Origin of the sequence: uncultured Roseobacter sp. (genome assembly GCF_947491795.1) — a bacterium.
In the GTDB taxonomy this organism is placed as follows: domain Bacteria; phylum Pseudomonadota; class Alphaproteobacteria; order Rhodobacterales; family Rhodobacteraceae; genus Roseobacter.
The window spans coordinates 16954-32208 of the sequence record NZ_CANLKW010000012.1; the positions used below are offsets into that span (position 1 = coordinate 16954).

At 57.0% G+C, this 15255-nt stretch carries 9 protein-coding genes and 3 pseudogenes; 6 read left to right on the forward strand and 6 right to left on the reverse strand.

The window, feature by feature from the left end:
- The 4 genes and pseudogenes from Q1A34_RS21220 to Q1A34_RS21235 all read right to left on the reverse strand — a co-directional run bounded on the left by Q1A34_RS21220 (position 1) and on the right by Q1A34_RS21235 (position 4456).
- On the reverse strand, positions 1-972 hold the full coding sequence (locus tag Q1A34_RS21220; protein ID WP_300039361.1) for a glycosyltransferase family 2 protein: 972 nt from the start codon (positions 970-972) through the stop codon (positions 1-3).
- Positions 969-2459: a hypothetical protein gene (locus tag Q1A34_RS21225; protein WP_300039363.1), complete on the reverse strand. Its 1491-nt coding sequence runs from the start codon at positions 2457-2459 to the stop codon at positions 969-971. Before Q1A34_RS21225 ends, Q1A34_RS21220 begins: the two co-directional genes overlap by 4 nt.
- The gene (locus Q1A34_RS21230) at positions 2456-3466 is read right to left on the reverse strand and encodes a WecB/TagA/CpsF family glycosyltransferase (RefSeq protein WP_366942875.1); all 1011 of its coding nucleotides are present in this window, start codon (positions 3464-3466) and stop codon (positions 2456-2458) included. Before Q1A34_RS21230 ends, Q1A34_RS21225 begins: the two co-directional genes overlap by 4 nt.
- A gap of 19 nt (positions 3467-3485) precedes the next feature.
- Positions 3486-4456: pseudogene (locus Q1A34_RS21235) on the reverse strand (IS3 family transposase).
- Positions 4457-4705: 249 nt separating this feature from the next.
- On the opposite strand from Q1A34_RS21235, the gene Q1A34_RS21240 reads away from it, so the two are divergent.
- A complete protein-coding gene (locus Q1A34_RS21240; protein WP_366942877.1) occupies positions 4706-5941 on the forward strand; it encodes a glycosyltransferase family 4 protein in 1236 nt (411 codons plus the stop codon).
- Positions 5942-6140: 199 nt separating this feature from the next.
- Here Q1A34_RS21240 and Q1A34_RS21245 read toward each other — a convergent pair.
- Positions 6141-7150 (reverse strand): annotated as a pseudogene (locus Q1A34_RS21245) (IS3 family transposase).
- A gap of 424 nt (positions 7151-7574) precedes the next feature.
- On the opposite strand from Q1A34_RS21245, the gene Q1A34_RS21250 reads away from it, so the two are divergent.
- The 3 genes and pseudogenes from Q1A34_RS21250 to Q1A34_RS21260 all read left to right on the forward strand — a co-directional run.
- On the forward strand, positions 7575-8498 hold the full coding sequence (locus tag Q1A34_RS21250; protein WP_300039366.1) for a glycosyltransferase family 4 protein: 924 nt from the start codon (positions 7575-7577) through the stop codon (positions 8496-8498).
- The gene (locus tag Q1A34_RS21255) at positions 8495-9709 is read left to right on the forward strand and encodes a glycosyltransferase (RefSeq protein WP_300039368.1); all 1215 of its coding nucleotides are present in this window, start codon (positions 8495-8497) and stop codon (positions 9707-9709) included. Before Q1A34_RS21250 ends, Q1A34_RS21255 begins: the two co-directional genes overlap by 4 nt.
- A gap of 53 nt (positions 9710-9762) precedes the next feature.
- Positions 9763-10262, forward strand: a pseudogene (locus Q1A34_RS21260) (transposase); the annotation flags it as partial.
- A gap of 525 nt (positions 10263-10787) precedes the next feature.
- Here Q1A34_RS21260 and Q1A34_RS21265 read toward each other — a convergent pair.
- The gene (locus tag Q1A34_RS21265) at positions 10788-11702 is read right to left on the reverse strand and encodes a glycosyltransferase (protein WP_300039370.1); all 915 of its coding nucleotides are present in this window, start codon (positions 11700-11702) and stop codon (positions 10788-10790) included.
- A 217-nt stretch (positions 11703-11919) separates the two neighbouring features.
- Here Q1A34_RS21265 and Q1A34_RS21270 point away from each other — a divergent pair, with 217 nt between their 5' ends.
- The gene (locus Q1A34_RS21270; RefSeq protein WP_300039372.1) at positions 11920-13239 is read left to right on the forward strand and encodes a nucleotide sugar dehydrogenase; all 1320 of its coding nucleotides are present in this window, start codon (positions 11920-11922) and stop codon (positions 13237-13239) included.
- A 287-nt stretch (positions 13240-13526) separates the two neighbouring features.
- Positions 13527-15131, forward strand: coding sequence for a VPLPA-CTERM-specific exosortase XrtD (xrtD, locus tag Q1A34_RS21275; RefSeq protein WP_300039396.1), 1605 nt, complete (start codon positions 13527-13529; stop codon positions 15129-15131).
- The last annotated feature ends 124 nt before the right edge of the window (positions 15132-15255 follow it).

Here is a 15255-nt window from a genome sequence, read left to right on the forward strand (position 1 = left end):
TCAGCTCTCCCATGGGGCGTGGCGGGGGCCCAGGGGCCGGGTCGCGTTGATCCAGATGTCGCGCCCTTCGGCGATGGCCACGGGCGGTGCGCGGCGTCCCAGAAGCCGGCGGGCATTGGCGATGCCCCGGCCCAGGTACCAGGCCAGGTTGGCGGCCATCAGTCCCGCCCGGCCATGGGCCTGATAGAGAAACCGTGTGCGCGAGCTATAGAAATAGGCCGGCAGGCGTTTGCGCGCGGCCGCCAGCGCCTTGACAGGCCCGGAGCCGCCGCGGAAATGCACCGCCACCGCTTCGCCCGCCCGCAGTACTTTCCACCCGGCGCGATGGGCGCGCAGACAGTATTCGGCGTCCTCGAAATAGAGAAAGTATCCCTCATCCATTGGACCAACCTGCTGCACCATTTCATGTCGCAGCAGAATGCAGGCAAAGCTCGCCCATTCGATGGCCTGCTCGTCTGGGTCCGGGCCCAGAGAGACTTCGCGTCCTTTCAGTGCCCTGGTCACCAGACCGGTATGGGCACTGCGTATGAGCTCGCTGGCAGGGCCGGGAAAACGGAAACAGTTGGGCTGGACGACACCGTCCTCGCCCTCAAGGCGGGGCACCACAAGACCCGCGTCGCTCCGGTTCTGCACCGGGCGCAGAATCTCCTCAAAAAAGCCGGGGCGCAGTAGCGCATCCGAGTTCAGCACCAGATACCAATCGGCAGCCCGGGCCGCGATGCCCTGGTTATGCCCGCCGGAAAAGCCGCTGTTGGCAGAAGAACGAACCAGCTCTACCGGAACCGGCGGAGAGACCGCTGTAATCCAGTCGGCAATGATGTCTGCTGAGCCGTCACCTGATGCATTGTCGACGACAACCACATGTCCGTCGATCCCGGTGGCATCCTGCAGGACATCTAGGACAGACCGGACGCACTGCAGGGTCAGATCCGCTGTACGGTAGTTGATGATCGAGATGGCAATACGGGTCACGGTTTCTTCCTGGTGGTAGTCCTAGTCTGTGGCCGGGTCCTGGCGTGCGGTGTTTTCTGGCGGGTATAGACCGGCCGGGCGTTCCGGGGGCCGGTGTCTGCGCGCTGATACCGCCGTCGTCCGGTGTCTTCGCTCTCATCCGTGTCATCAGCCTCGTCAGTGATTTTCCCCAGCTCAAGCCGCCCTGCGAGCGCGCCGGCAATCAGCCAGGTCACGGGCGTCAGACCGGAATTGGGGATGAGGTCAACCATATTGGCCGCAAGCATGATACAGAGCCCTGAAGTAGCTTGGGTCAACTGCCAAGAAGTAGATCGCCTGAAAAGCAAGACTACCGGCAGGACCAGCAGACCGAACCGCCCCAAGTATCCAACCCAGCCATTTGCAGTGATCAGGATTATCCAAGTCCCGTCAATGGTAGTTTGACGACCCGTCGCCTCGTCCACCACTCGATTCCGCCCGTAGCTTCCCCAACCAAAAACTGGGCGGCTATTAACTCTCTCCAGAAACTGCTCTTCTCGGACAAGCCGGAACTCTAGTGATGACGCTCTGGTTGGGTTTATCTGTTCAGCAATGTTAGTTAACCGTTCAGTCGGAATTACCCCTCCCCCACGTAAGACCGGATAGGTCAGGATAGTCAGGACGATAATAAGTGAGGCCAACATCTGCAGCCGAACACTGAGCAGCAGCACAACAGGCAGCAGTACAATGCAGATCAGAAACGCGCCCAGTGTCTTGCTCAGAAAGAGTGTCATGAAAAGCCAGCCGATCATGCCGATGAGCTGTGTCTTCAACTGGCCAGTGGCCTGACGCATCCAGGCTGCAGCACCCAGTACAGCGCAGCACAGGAAAATACCAAGAAAGAGGCCATGTTCGAGGAAAACCAGCGGGCGCCAGCCGCCGGCGCGATAGTGCTGTGCCCAAGAATGCGGGAAAAAGCCGTACACCATGCGGTTAATCTGCGGCGACATCCGCACCTCGTAAAGCGCCAGTAGCGAATACCCCAGGGCAGCCAGGCAGAGAATTTTCAGCAGCGTCAAATGCTGGTCGGGATGCGCCAGAAAGCGGCGACCCAGCAGAAAGGGGATCAGCGCAATGGCTACCGCCAGCAGGTTGGAGAAGGCATCATAGGGCCGCATGGCCTGATAGCGGTTTGCCCCATAGCGCAGGGTATCCCCGTTGGTTATCACGGTCATGAAGATCCCGACAAAGACCGCGATAAAGGCAATTTTGAGCAGCGGATGCGCCGGCAGCCAGCCGGGGCGGACGCCCTGCCCCTGTCCGGCGCTTATGGCCACGGCCAGGGCGGCGAGGGCCGCGGCAGATGTCTTGTTGTACTCGGGGATCAGGGGAGGATCGATCCCGATGGTTTCCGGCAGCAGCAGATATCCCGCAATCACGGTCAGCGCGATGGCGATGGTGTCGCTGTATTTTCGGAACATGGTGAGCGCGAGCACCGGCCATGCAAGAAGGGCAATATAGCCTGTCATGGCTGTTTCCGCCGCCCTGCGCGCCGCAGCTGTCTGGCAGTCATGAAGAGCCCGGGAAGGATTGCGATACAGGCTGCATAACGCCCTGCAAGGCGCCGCGGGTTCCCCAGCATCCGCCAGAGCCATTCAGCAGCCACCGCCCGCACAAGGGCAGGCGCGCGTTTCTGCGTTCCGGCGATAAAGTCGAGGCCTGCCCCGATCGACAGGAACCCCATATGGGGCAGTCGGGCAAAAGCGCGCTCTGCAAAGATTTCCTGTTTGGGCGCGCCAAGAGCCAGAAAACAGACACGCGCGCCCGAAGTTCGGAGCTCTTCGATGTAGGCGTCTGCTACGGCACCTTCGGGATCAAAGTCCATTGCGGGAGCAATCTGTGCGGCAATCTTTAAGGTGGGAAACTGTGTGACTAGGGCTCGAGCAGCTTTCTCTAATGTTTCGTTTGTAGTCCCTAGCAGCGCCACTGGTGCTTCCAAACATGCTGCCATTTCTGTCGCAGGGATGATCAGTTCAGAGCCTGGCACTAGCTCAACGGACTGACCAGAAAATCGCAATAGCCAAACGACCGGGCGGCCATCAGCGGTGACATGGGTATGTCGAGCGTAGGCTGCTTGAAATCTGGGCTGCTGACGCAATTTCACCACATGGTCCAAGTTTAGCGTGGCCACAGAAAATCCATCTCCGTTTCCGAGACGAGTTTGCATCTCCTGCAGAAGCACATGTGCAGACGGGACCGTCACACGAATTTCACTGCCTTCTTTCAAGTTATTGGTTCTAGCCCAGTCCATCTTTAACTCTCTCTGCAGGCCAGCCGACATCTGTTCGAAGCCGACATATATCCCATTCACACAGTATATTGTTTTTTGACCAAAAAAAGATGGCGAAAGCGTGGATATCACGCGTTTATCTGTTGTTGAACTTTTACAAGATATTCTAGAGTTGTTACCAACTATGGCTACTAGTATGCGGTTTAGAAGTGGTTCGGTTTGTCTGAACAGTTCGAGCCGTTCCATAAGTGGATTTTCCGCTCGCTTATGCCGCCACCGGGATTGGTAGCGACGGGTTGAGATTGCCTGATTGGGCGTCTGCCCGTCCAGCGATGAGTGTGGTCTCCTGCCGTTGTAGAATGCCAGATACCGTTCTAGGCTTTCGCGTGCGACTGAGACGCTGTCATAAGCGCGCAGGTAGACTTCCTCGTATTTGATCGTCTGTCAGAGCAGCTCAACGAATACGTTGTCGCGCCACGCCCCTTTGCCGTCCATGCTGATCTGGATATCGGCATCCTTCAGGACCTTGATGAAATCTATGGATGTGAACTGGTTGCCCTGATCGGCATTCATGATCCCTGGTTTACCTTGGCGGCGCATCGCCTCTTTCAAAGTTTCGACACACGGTTCAGCTTCCAGCGTCGTTGACAGTCGCCAAGCCAGAACTTTCCGGCTGAACCAGTCCAGCACGGCAACGAGATAGACGAAGCCGCGCGCCATAGGGATGTAGGTAATGTCCATTGCCCAAACCCGATTGGGTCGTGTCACAGTCAGCTTTCTCAGCAGATAGGGATAAACCTTGTGGCCCGGCGCCAGTTTCGACGTGTTCGGCCTTCGGTACAAGGCCTGGATGCCCATCCGCTTCATGCAGGTGGCCACATGCAGCCGCCCGTCGGTGAGGCCCTCCCGAAGCAAAAGACCCTTCATCATCCGGCTGTCCGCAAACGGATAGTCCATGTGAAGCTCATCGATCCGACGCATCAGCCTGAGGTCATCTTCGCAGACCGGACGCGGCTCATAGTACAGACTACCCCGGCTGATCCCGAACAGATCGGCCTTGGCGAGTGCTTCTCCCAAAAAAACGTTTTCCAGCGTCAGTTGGCCGATCTTCGCGTGCAATGATTCGACATCGCTCTAGGGCTCTTTCGACGATTTCGGTTTGTCGCCCTTCAATGCAGCCAATGCGACTTTCGCCTTGAATGCAGGGCTGTGGTTCCGTCTTGGTCGTCTTGCCATCTTCGCTCCTTCGTCCCGGCACGCTGCCGGATCAGGAGCGGAAAATCCACCTAGCTCAACTATTCAGATTCGTCGGGCCACCTCTACAGAAAGAAACAAGAACGGATTCTACACCTGAGCGGCCCGGATAATGGGACTGAGTCAAGCACTTGATCGCACAAGGGCATCTTTACTCATGAGAAGGTAGTAGGCATAGAAGTGGGGGCAGATTTAGCCAAGATTCAAAAATGGGAGGTTTTCTTGCACATTGTGTATCTGACTGGAGAATACCCCGCCATCTCTCATACTTTTATTCAGCGTGAAGTTGTAGAATTGCGAGCGCAAGGATTTAAGGTTTCCACCTGTTCCATCCGCTGTACAGGACCCGAGCACCGCCGGGGCGCCGAAGAACAGGATGCTGCAGCCACAACATTCTATGTGCTTGAGGCTGCCCGTCGCCCTAGCATACTGTTTCCGGCACTTTTCGGAGTATTTCGGCGACCGAAGGCGCTTTGGCACGCTGTCAGCCTTGCTTGGTCTATCAGGCCACCAGGGCTAAGAGCCCTGTTCTACCAGCTTTTCTATCTGGTTGAGGCAATAGTGTTAGCATACCATCTGCGCCATGTTGGTGCTACACATCTGCACAACCATTTCGGCAATTCCAGTTGCAGTGTGGCAATGCTGACAAGTGCGATTTCAAACGTACCATTCAGCTACACGATGCATGGACCAGCAATCTTCTTTGAACCCCTGAAATGGCGAATAGATAAAAAGATCGCGCGCGCGCAATTCGTAGCTTGCATAAGTCATTTCTGCCGCAGTCAAGGCATGATCTTTTCAGATCCGATACACTGGACTAAGCTCCGCATTGTGCATTGTGCCGTAACGCTGGACCGATATGACAAGGAAACTGCAGCACCAGCGCGAAAACGGATTATCTTTGTAGGCCGTCTAGCCGCCGTCAAAGGAGTACGCGTGCTGCTCGAAGCATTTGCACTGGCCCAGCGAGCCCATCCAGATGCAGAACTGATCTTAGTGGGCGATGGGGTAGAACGGCATGATATCGAGGCTCATTCTAAAGCGCTTGGTTGTGACGGAGCTGTACGCTTTACCGGATACCTATCGCAGCCTGAAGTTACTGCCGAGCTGGCACAGGCGGATATCTTTGCGCTACCCAGTTTTGCCGAAGGCGTCCCTGTAGTTCTGATGGAGGCTATGGCCAGTCGTCTTCCAGTAATTGCTACGCGCGTTGCTGGGATACCAGAGCTGGTTATCGACGGCCAAAACGGTTACGTGGTTCCCCCTGGAGATGTCGGGGCCTTCAGTGCTGCCCTGATCACCTTGCTAGACGATCCAAAAAAGTGTGAATATATGGGACAGTCAGGCCGATCACATATAGAGGCAGAGTACAACCTGTCAAAAGAGGTTGCTTGGCTGGCTAGCCTGTTCGACGGTACCGCACCTGCCGGCGCCATACGCCCCAATGATGATATAACTACAACATAAAAATTGGTTTTCTTCTCTATGAATACCAAGACCAGATGTGTTTGGCATTTTAGCGGAACATTTTCGCATCGAAACTTTCTACTGTGCTGAATTTTGGTTGCAGCGCACGATCTAATGCACCGCTCACACAGCACAATTAAAGAGGTCCCACGTTTTCGGACAGTTTTGCAGCGTTTCTACGGTGTATCGGGTTTAGGTTTCATGCTGCCGTCTGCTTTTCTGAGCCCGCCCAATATGCGTCGTCCGGCGTTCGCCGATCAAGCGCGGAATGAAGCCGCTCGGTGTTGTAGAATGCCATCCAGTTTTTGACGACCTTTGGCGCCTGGAAGCCGTCGTCGATCTCTTCGAGGTAGATCGCTTTCTGTTTCAAAGATAGCCACAGACGTTCGATAAAGATATTGTCGAGGTAGCGGCCTCGACCGTCCATCGAGATGCGCACGCCTGCTTCGGTCAGCGTGGTGATCTAGGCCGAACCGGTGAACTGGCTGCATTGATCCGCATTCATTATCTCGGGTGGCCCATGTCTGGCGATGGCTTCATTCGCCGCATCGACACAGAAGTCAGCGTGCATTGTATTCGATAGCCGCCAACTCAGGACCTTACGGGAGGCCCAGTCCATGATCGCGATGAGATACAGGAAGCCGTTCCTGACCGGCACGAAGGTGATGTCGGCGCACCAAACCTGGTTTTGCCGGTCGATATGCATCTTCCTCAGTAGATACGGGTAGACCGGGTTCCGCGGGTGAGGCCGGCTCGTTCTGGGACGTCTGTAGATCGCTTCCAAGCCCATCTTGGCCATCAGGCGCCTGACCCGGTGCCGTCCGATGGCCGTCCCTTTCCGGCGCAAATAGGCCGCGATCTGACGTGACCCAAAGAACGGATATTTGGTGAACACACGGTCGATCTCTTTCATCATCGCCAGCGTGTCCGCGTCGATCCCGACCGGCGTGTAGTAGAACGCCGACCGCGACAGCCGCACCAATTTGCATTGCTGGCAGATACTCAAATCGGGGTGATTTCGCTGGATCGTGGCGCGTTTCTTTGCCGGACTCACCTTTTGAGCCCGTCCGACAAAAATCGTTCTCGACCGCCAGCCTCCCGATCTTGGCGTGCAATTCCTTGATCTCCGCCTCAGTCGGCCCCTCAGGCTTGCCACCGCGGGAGAACACGTCCGCCATGCGTTCCACAGCCTAGCGCTTCCAGCGCCACCTTCGCCTTAAACTAGTCTGTAAACTTCCGGCGTTTCGCTATTCTCGTATCCCTTCAAAGGTTTGGGATACACCTTAGCCGACTGTCCAGTTTTCTGGGACCACTTCAGTGCAATCCTTGCAGAGATATCAGAATAATTATAGGAGAGGATATGATAACTAAAACATCAGATAGGTTATTTACACCGAGTTGATTGCAAGTTTTCTGATCACAGCGCCCATGTGATCGTCAGAACGCTTGAGTTTTTCTGTAAAGTAAAAATGTCCTGAACATGCGCATCACCTTTCTCCTACCGCAGGTTAATATGTCGGGTGGCATCCGTGTTATTGCCCTCTACGCTCAAGCTATGGCCGCTCGGGGCCATAAAGTGAGACTGATATCAGTTAAAACCGCCCAACCGACATGGCACCAGCAGGTCAGGTCTGTGATCAAAGGTACAGGATGGATCACCAGGCTTGATCATATTCCGTCACATATCGACGGCACGGGCCTGGATCATCAGGTGCTGGATGTACCGGTTATTGAGAACCGCCATGTCCCGCCTGCCGATGTTGTTGTGGCCACCTGGTGGGAAACAGCACTCTGGGCCCGGACCTTCACCCCTGACAAAGGCAAACAGGCGTATTTCATGCAGGACTACGGGGCTGCAGGTCAGGAGATTGAGAAAATCTCAGAAACTTGGGCGCTTCCCTTTCATTTTATCACACTGACCCAGGCCCTGAGCCGGATGATCCGCGACTGTAATGCAGAGGCCGTGATCAATATTGTGCCGAATTCTGTTGATACTGATCTGTTCCACGCAAAACCGCGCCAGCAGCAGGATCCGCCTGCGGTCGGGCTGCTGTACCGCGATGTGCATTCCAAGGGCATGGATATCGCCTTTGACGCGATCAGACTAGCCCGCACCATACTGCCTGACCTGAAAGTACGTGCTTATGGTTTCTGGAAACCCGAAAACAACCTGCTGACAGGCCCGGGCGCAGAGTTCTCGTTCCGCCCCGAAGACGGCAGACTGGCAGAGGTCTACAGCAGCTGTGACGCCTGGCTGTTTCCCAGCCGGATCGAAGGGTTCGGCCTACCGATCCTAGAGGCCATGGCCTGCCGTACCCCCGTCATTTCAACACCTGTCGGCGCTGCCCCGGAACTGGTCACCCCGGCGCGTGGCCGCCTTGTACCACATGAGGATGCCAAGGCCATGGCCGCAGCCATTACAGAGATTGCCACCATGGATGGCAGCGCATGGCAGCAAATGTCTCAGGCCTGCGAGGACTTTGCTCTGTCCTATTCATGGTCTGACGCGGCAGACCGGTTTGAAGCCGCCCTCATCCAAGCCGCCCGGGCCCCATGATTGCCGGGACCTATACACTTTTCACCCGCATCCCGCTCTATTCCGGACCGGGTGGGACCTGTTATGCGGGCGATCTGTGGGAAAAGGATCTCTCTGAACATCTGAGCTATATTCCAGGCTTCCGGATCTGCTGCCCGGTGCTGCCGGCAGAGGCCGCCCCCGGGAATATCAGGCCCGTGTCAGGTCTGGACAGCAAAGACGTCATCGCCCTTGCACCGGACGGTGGCTGGGGATCTGTGCTGCGCAACCTACTGCCTAACTTCCGGCGCGTTCTGCACGCGGTGCGCAGTACAGAAATCGTACATTCAGGGGGGGCAGGATGGGCCTTTCCGCTGTCCTACTACATTGTTCTGTTGCGCCCTTTTCTATCTTTCAAATGGATTATGGTGATTGAATCATCCTTCTGGATGAAGGCAGAAAACCAGCGCCCGTCCCTACGCCAATGGGCGTCACACCACTTCAATATGGCGATGGTCCGGCACTGCCTGCGACATGCAGATGCCCATATATTCACCCAGAAATGGTACCAAGACGTGCTTTCCGACAGGGATCGCGGCACCCCTGTGCATATCGCCCCCGCGGTCTGGGTCAGTGACGTCGACATTCTTGATCCCCGCGCCCATGCAAACATGCAACCGAAACGTCAGGGCCCTGCCCGGTTGTTTTTTCCGGCCCGGCTTGTGGCGGACAAAGGTGTAGATACGGTTCTGGAGGCGATCCGGATATTTTCATGCGCACAGCCGGCTGGGTCCGTGCCACAGCTTGAGATCACCGTCATGGGGACAGGCGACATGGCCGGGACATGCCGCGCCTTTGCACAAGACCCCCATTCTGGTGTGACGGTCAGATTTCTGCCGCCCGTGGATTATGGCGCGCCCTTTCTGAGCGCCTTGCGCGGATATGAAGCCGTTATCATTGCCAACCGAAAACCAGAGCAGCCACGCATCGTCTTTGACGCTTTCAGCCAAGGCGTTCCCTGTATTGCCAGCAAAACCCCCGGGATAGAGACACTTGTTTCAGAACAGGAAACAGGCTGGTTGTTTGAAAAAGATGACGCCCGGGCACTGGCAGATCTGTTTCAGAAGGCTGTTGACGCACAGCAGACCCTGGAGGATATGGGGGTGCAGGCGCTGGCGGCTGCAAAAAATTGGACTCATACGAGAATGCACGAAGACCGCGCAGCGTTTCTTAAAGAAGTGCTCGAACTCTGATCCTCCCCCACTGAGTTGATCCGCCCGTATATTTAAGAAACGGAGGATCGAATATGGGAATCAAGCGACACAAGCCGGAAGAGATTGTCACAAAGTTACGGCAGGTTGAGGTGCTGTACGGCTAGGGAATGCCACGCGTTGATGCAATCCGGCAAGTGCAGATAACGGAACAGACCTTCTATCGCTAGCGCAAGCAATATGGCGGTATGGGAACCGACCAACTGAAGGAACTCAAACGGCTTCAGAAGAAGAATGAACGGCAGAGAAGAGCCGTGTCGGACCTGACGTTGGACAAGCTCATACTGTCAAAAGCTGCACGGGGAAACTACTGAGCCCTTCGCGTCGCCGTGCCTGCATTTAGCATGTGCGAAGCCGGTTCCACATCTCAGAGCGTCGGGCGTGCCGTGTCTTGGGGCAGCATCGTTCAACCCAGAGGCATTTGCCGGTTGGGCGGGCTGACGAAGGTCGCCTAGTGGCCGATATGATCGAACTAACGTACCAGTATGGGCGCTACGGTTATCGTCGGATCGCCGCTTTGCTAAAAGAGGCAGGCAGGGGTTTGTCATCGGGTCGGGCTATGTCAAAGGTGGCTCCACGGATGACGATTGGGTTTTTTTTCTGCTGGCTCAACAGCCGTATTGCCACGCTTCTGGCTGCACCCTAACTTCCGCCAGCGACCCAATGTCAGGCTTTTTTGCGTTGCGTAGAGCAAGCTGACTCTGAAAGAACAGTGAACTATCTCAACACATTGGGCGGCTCTACTGAGCTACTCCCCAATCCTTGGACAGTTTCTGGTGTGATTTAAGCTACTCTTGACCTGCTCCCCTGAAATGTCCGGCGTTTATGGTTAGCCTGTTCTCCAATGCTATGCTACCGGAAGTGTCCCTGCTCGGGGCTAGATCGAGGCAAAGTCGGCAAATGCAATAAGTAGCAACGTTCGACAAAGTTCTTAGGCTTTCTGAAAAAACTCGTCAGTATTCTGCTGGGACGGCCAGAGGTGTACCTAGCAATAGCCAACTCTGCGACCAAAAAATACGCCAAAGGTAAAGGTAATAAACAGAACATCACTTCGCAGTAACTAGGTCTGACCATATTTTGCTTCTATTTCGGCTACGGCACGCGCTTTGCCGACCAATAGTGCCCGGCGCTGGTAGGCACGGATGAAGGTGCGCAGTTCCGGATCATCATGCTGTTTGTCCCCGCGCAGCATCGCCCCGAAGAACCCCTGCAGCGTTGCCAGACCGCCCAGCACATAAGGAGGGTGGCGCATCTTGTTGATGGCCGTGGCAATGAAATAGAGCGGATCAGAGCCCATGAAATACTGCCCCGCCCCGTGACGGCGGCGGCCCGTATAGATGCTGACCTGGCTGGACCCCATGGGCCGCAGATGCTCGAACTGCAGCTCTTCGTCATTCCAGCTCACCGCGATCCAGCCCAGCTGGCGCACCTTGTGACAGTCGATCCCGTCCCACATCACCTCGCGGACAAAGCCGCCGATGTCCTCAAAACAGGCTCTGCGAAAGAACTTTGAGGCCCCCACCGACATCTCGTCGCCGATCTTCTCGCTGACCCGGCGGCCTGCAGCGTCGATGAAATAGGCTTTGCCCGAACAGGTGCCAACGCGGGGGTCAGCCTCCATCCGGTCCATCAGCCCGGCGAAATATCCCGCAGGCAGATCCAGATCGAGATCCAGTTTGCACAGATAGGTGAAATCACTCAGGGCCACCGTATCGAGCCCGAAATAGAAGGCTTCGATCACACCGGGGCCCACTGCGCGGTGGCCGCGGTCGGGTTTGTCGAGCACACGGATCCAGTCGTGCTCGGCCGCATATTCCACCAGAATATCGCCCGTTGCATCCGTAGAGCCGTCATTGACGATGACCCAGAGCGTGGGCCGTTCGGTCTGGGCGACCATGCTGTCCAGAGTGCGGCGCATGAAATCGGCCTCGTTCCGGCAGGGCGAAATGACAACAAAGGTACGGGGGTCAGACATAATAAAAGACTTTCAGGTAACCGGATACCGGGGCTTTGTGCAGAGGGCACATCTTTTTTGCAAGGGTGGCCTGCGTGCAGGCCTGAATCTGTTCATCATTCGGACATAGTCTTGCTAAATGATGTGATTATTGCCAAACGAACATCCTGACCGGGGCTTTCAGGGCTGCCTGGCATGTATTTTTCAGTGAGTCCCACAGGTATTAAAGGACAATCCGATGTCTCTGATGAACGCCATAAAGAACCAGACAGCCCGTGTGGGCGTGATCGGTCTGGGCTATGTGGGCCTGCCGCTGGCCATCACCGCTGCCACACGCGGGTTTCCAGTGACGGGGTTCGATGTGGACCCGGGCAAGATGGAACAGCTGTCTGCCGGTAAAAGCTATATCGGCGCGGTGAGCGACAGTTCTCTGGCCTCGGCCGTCGGGGCCGGCCGCTTTGACTGGACCACGGATTTCTCTGAACTGTCCAGCTGTGACGTGATCATCATCTGCGTGCCGACCCCGCTGACGGCCCAGAAAGAGCCTGATCTGTCTTATGTAGAGACGACAACACGCACAATCGCGGCGCATATGACACCAAGGACGCTTGTGGTGCTGGAATCCACAACCTTTCCCGGCACCACCGATGATGTGCTGACACCCCTGCTGGCGGCCAGCGGTCTGAAGATGGGCGAAGAGGTCTTTGTCGGCTTCTCGCCCGAGCGTGAGGATCCGGGCAATACGTCCTTCAACACCGCCACCATCCCGAAAATCGTGGCCGGGGACGGCGCGGAGGCCGGAAATCTGGTCGCTGCCTTTTACGAACGGGTTGTCGACAAGGTCGTGCGTGTCAGCTCCACCCGCACCGCCGAGGCGGTGAAAATCACCGAGAACGTCTTTCGCGCGGTCAATATCGCCATGGTCAACGAGCTCAAGCTGGTCTTTGACGAGATGGATATCGACGTCTGGGAAGTGATCGACGGGGCGGCCACCAAACCCTTTGGCTTTATGCCCTTTTACCCGGGGCCCGGTCTGGGCGGACACTGCATTCCGATCGACCCGTTCTATCTGTCCTGGAAAGCCCGCGAATATGAGGTGCCCACGCGCTTTATCGAGCTTGCAGGCGAGATCAACACCGCCATGCCGCACCATGTGATCGACCGCACCCGCGCGGTGCTCGACCGGGCCTGCGGCAAGGGCCTGAGCCGGTCGCGTATCCTGCTGGTGGGCGTGGCCTACAAGAAAAACGTCTCTGATATGCGCGAAAGCCCCTCGATGAAGCTGATGCAGCTGCTCGATGAGGCCGGCGCCGAAGTGGCCTATCTCGACCCGCATGTGCCGGAAATTCCGCCGATGCGCGAATACCGGCAGTTCACCTCCCGGACGGCCCTGCCCGCCGAAGCGGTCCCGCAGACGGATTTTGATGCGGTGCTGATCGCCACGGATCATGACGCCATTGATTATGCCACCCTGCTGGAGCTGGGCTGTCCCGTGATCGATACCCGCAATGCCATCGCGCGGCGCGGCCTCTCCATGGAGCGCGTTTCCAAGGTTTAACCCTGTCACGGTTTAACAGACAAATTTTCGACAAATATGTGCAATAAGACCCGCTGAACCCCACGGACCGATCCTGTCAGAGAGTATTTATGCAGACCACAGCCCGCCCGGATGCCCCGCCATCTGCCACAGGACCCGGCTCAGACGGTGGCATTCTGAGGGCTTCGGGCATAAAGTTTTCGTCAGGATGCACGGTTACCGTAGCGAAATCCGCCGGTTTCCGGCATAGTTCCGCGATAAGGTAAGGCTACGGTTTCAGTTTATGAGTTTTCAGAAAGGACATTACGATGTCTTCCATTGACAGCAGCGCCCGGCAACCGCTTTTCATCGGGCAGTTTATGACCTGGGGCATGTTCTGGTTTCTGGTCGCGACTGCAGGTGCCTGCCTGTTCTTTATCGATGGCCTGGATGCGCTGCTCGAAGCCTGGCAGCTGCCTGAATACAGCCACGGCCCGCTCATTCCTGTTCTGTCCGGCCTGCTCTTTCTGCGCCAGCTCAAGGAAGTGCCCGTCAATCCCGGCCCCATCCGCGACCGCTGGGTCGGGGTCACTGTCCTGCTGGCCGCGCTGGCCTTTGGCACGCTGGGCCGGATGTCCAACATCAACGATATCGTTGCCTATGCCACGATCCTCTGGGTCGGGGGCATCCTGCTGATCAGCTTTGGCTGGAAGACGGGCAAACATTTCTGGCCGCCGGTGCTGCACCTTGTCTACATGCTGCCGCTGCCGGGTGTACTCTATTACAAGATGTCCACGGTGCTGCAGTTCATCTCGTCCGAGCTGGGAGTGTGGTTTCTGAAACTGCTCTCTGTTCCGGTGTTTCTGGACGGCAACATCATTGATCTGGGGGTGCTGAAACTGCACGTGGCCGAGGCCTGTTCGGGTTTGCGCTATCTCTTCCCGATCCTCAGCTTCTCCTACATCTTTGCGGTGCTCTATAAGGGCCCGATGTGGCACAAGGCGGTGCTGCTGCTGGCCGCAGCCCCGATCACCGTGCTGATGAACTCTGTCCGGATCGCCATTGCCGGCCTGCTGGCAGACCGCTTCGGCGTCGGCTGGCTTGAGGGCTTCACCCACTTCTTCGAAGGCTGGGTCATCTTTATCGCCTGTATCATCCTGCTGTTCCTGCTGGCGCGCATCATGCTGTTCTTCCAGCCCAAAAAGATGTCTGTGGTCGACGCGCTTGATCTGGACACCGACGGGCTGGGCACCCAGGCCATGCGGATCAGGTACCTGCAGCCCTCTGCGGCAATGATCACCGCAGCCGTGCTCACCCTGGCAGCTGTTTTTGCCTATCAGGCCATGCCGGAACGCGGTCAGGGTGAGATTGACCGCGACAGTTTCGTGCTCTTCCCGCGCCAGCTCGGCGACTGGCGCCAGGCCGGTCCGGCACAGAAGCTGTCGGCCGGTGTCGAGGCCAGCCTTGCCGCCGATGATTATCATCAGGTCACCCTGGCCAGCGAGAACGACCCCCATACGGTCGGCCTGTTCATGGCCTGGTATGCCGATCAGAGCAAAGGCGGGGTGCATTCGCCTGAAATCTGCCTGCCCGGCGCCGGCTGGGAGATTGCCTGGCTGGAGCGGACGGACATCACCGAAAGGCTGCAGGCGGACACCCCCTATGAGATCAACCAGGCCATCATCCAGAAGGGTCAGACCCGCATGATGGTGTTCTACTGGTTTGAACAGAAGGGCCGCCGGATCGCCTGGGATTTCGCCGCCAAGTTCTGGCTGATGATGGACGGGATCACCACCGGACGCACCGATGGCGCCCTGGTGCGCCTGACCACGGTGATCGGGGCCGACGAGAATGACGCCGATGCCGAGGCACGTCTCTTTGGGGTGCTGGAGGAACTGCGCCCGCCCCTGTCCAGGTTTATCCCTGAAAACTGATCCTGAGCCGTCTCAGACCCCCCGTTGCACATACGGTCCCGCGCGCCTGAATTGTCTTGATTAAGGCGCGCGTTTCCTGCCATAGCTCAGCCGGGGATTTTGGACGACTTTCGAGGAACCGGAG

Excerpts from the sequence above, each read along its gene's own strand:
- Q1A34_RS21265 (WP_300039370.1), bottom strand. The coding sequence starts at position 11,702 with ATGTCTGACCCCCGTACCTTTGTTGTCATTTCGCCCTGCCGGAACGAG.
- Q1A34_RS21270 (WP_300039372.1), top strand. The coding sequence starts at position 11,920 with ATGTCTCTGATGAACGCCATAAAGAACCAGACAGCCCGTGTGGGCGTG.
- Q1A34_RS21230 (WP_366942875.1), bottom strand. The coding sequence starts at position 3,466 with ATGGAACGGCTCGAACTGTTCAGACAAACCGAACCACTTCTAAACCGC.
- xrtD (WP_300039396.1), top strand. The coding sequence starts at position 13,527 with ATGTCTTCCATTGACAGCAGCGCCCGGCAACCGCTTTTCATCGGGCAG.
- Q1A34_RS21225 (WP_300039363.1), bottom strand. The coding sequence starts at position 2,459 with ATGACAGGCTATATTGCCCTTCTTGCATGGCCGGTGCTCGCGCTCACC.
- Q1A34_RS21255 (WP_300039368.1), top strand. The coding sequence starts at position 8,495 with ATGATTGCCGGGACCTATACACTTTTCACCCGCATCCCGCTCTATTCC.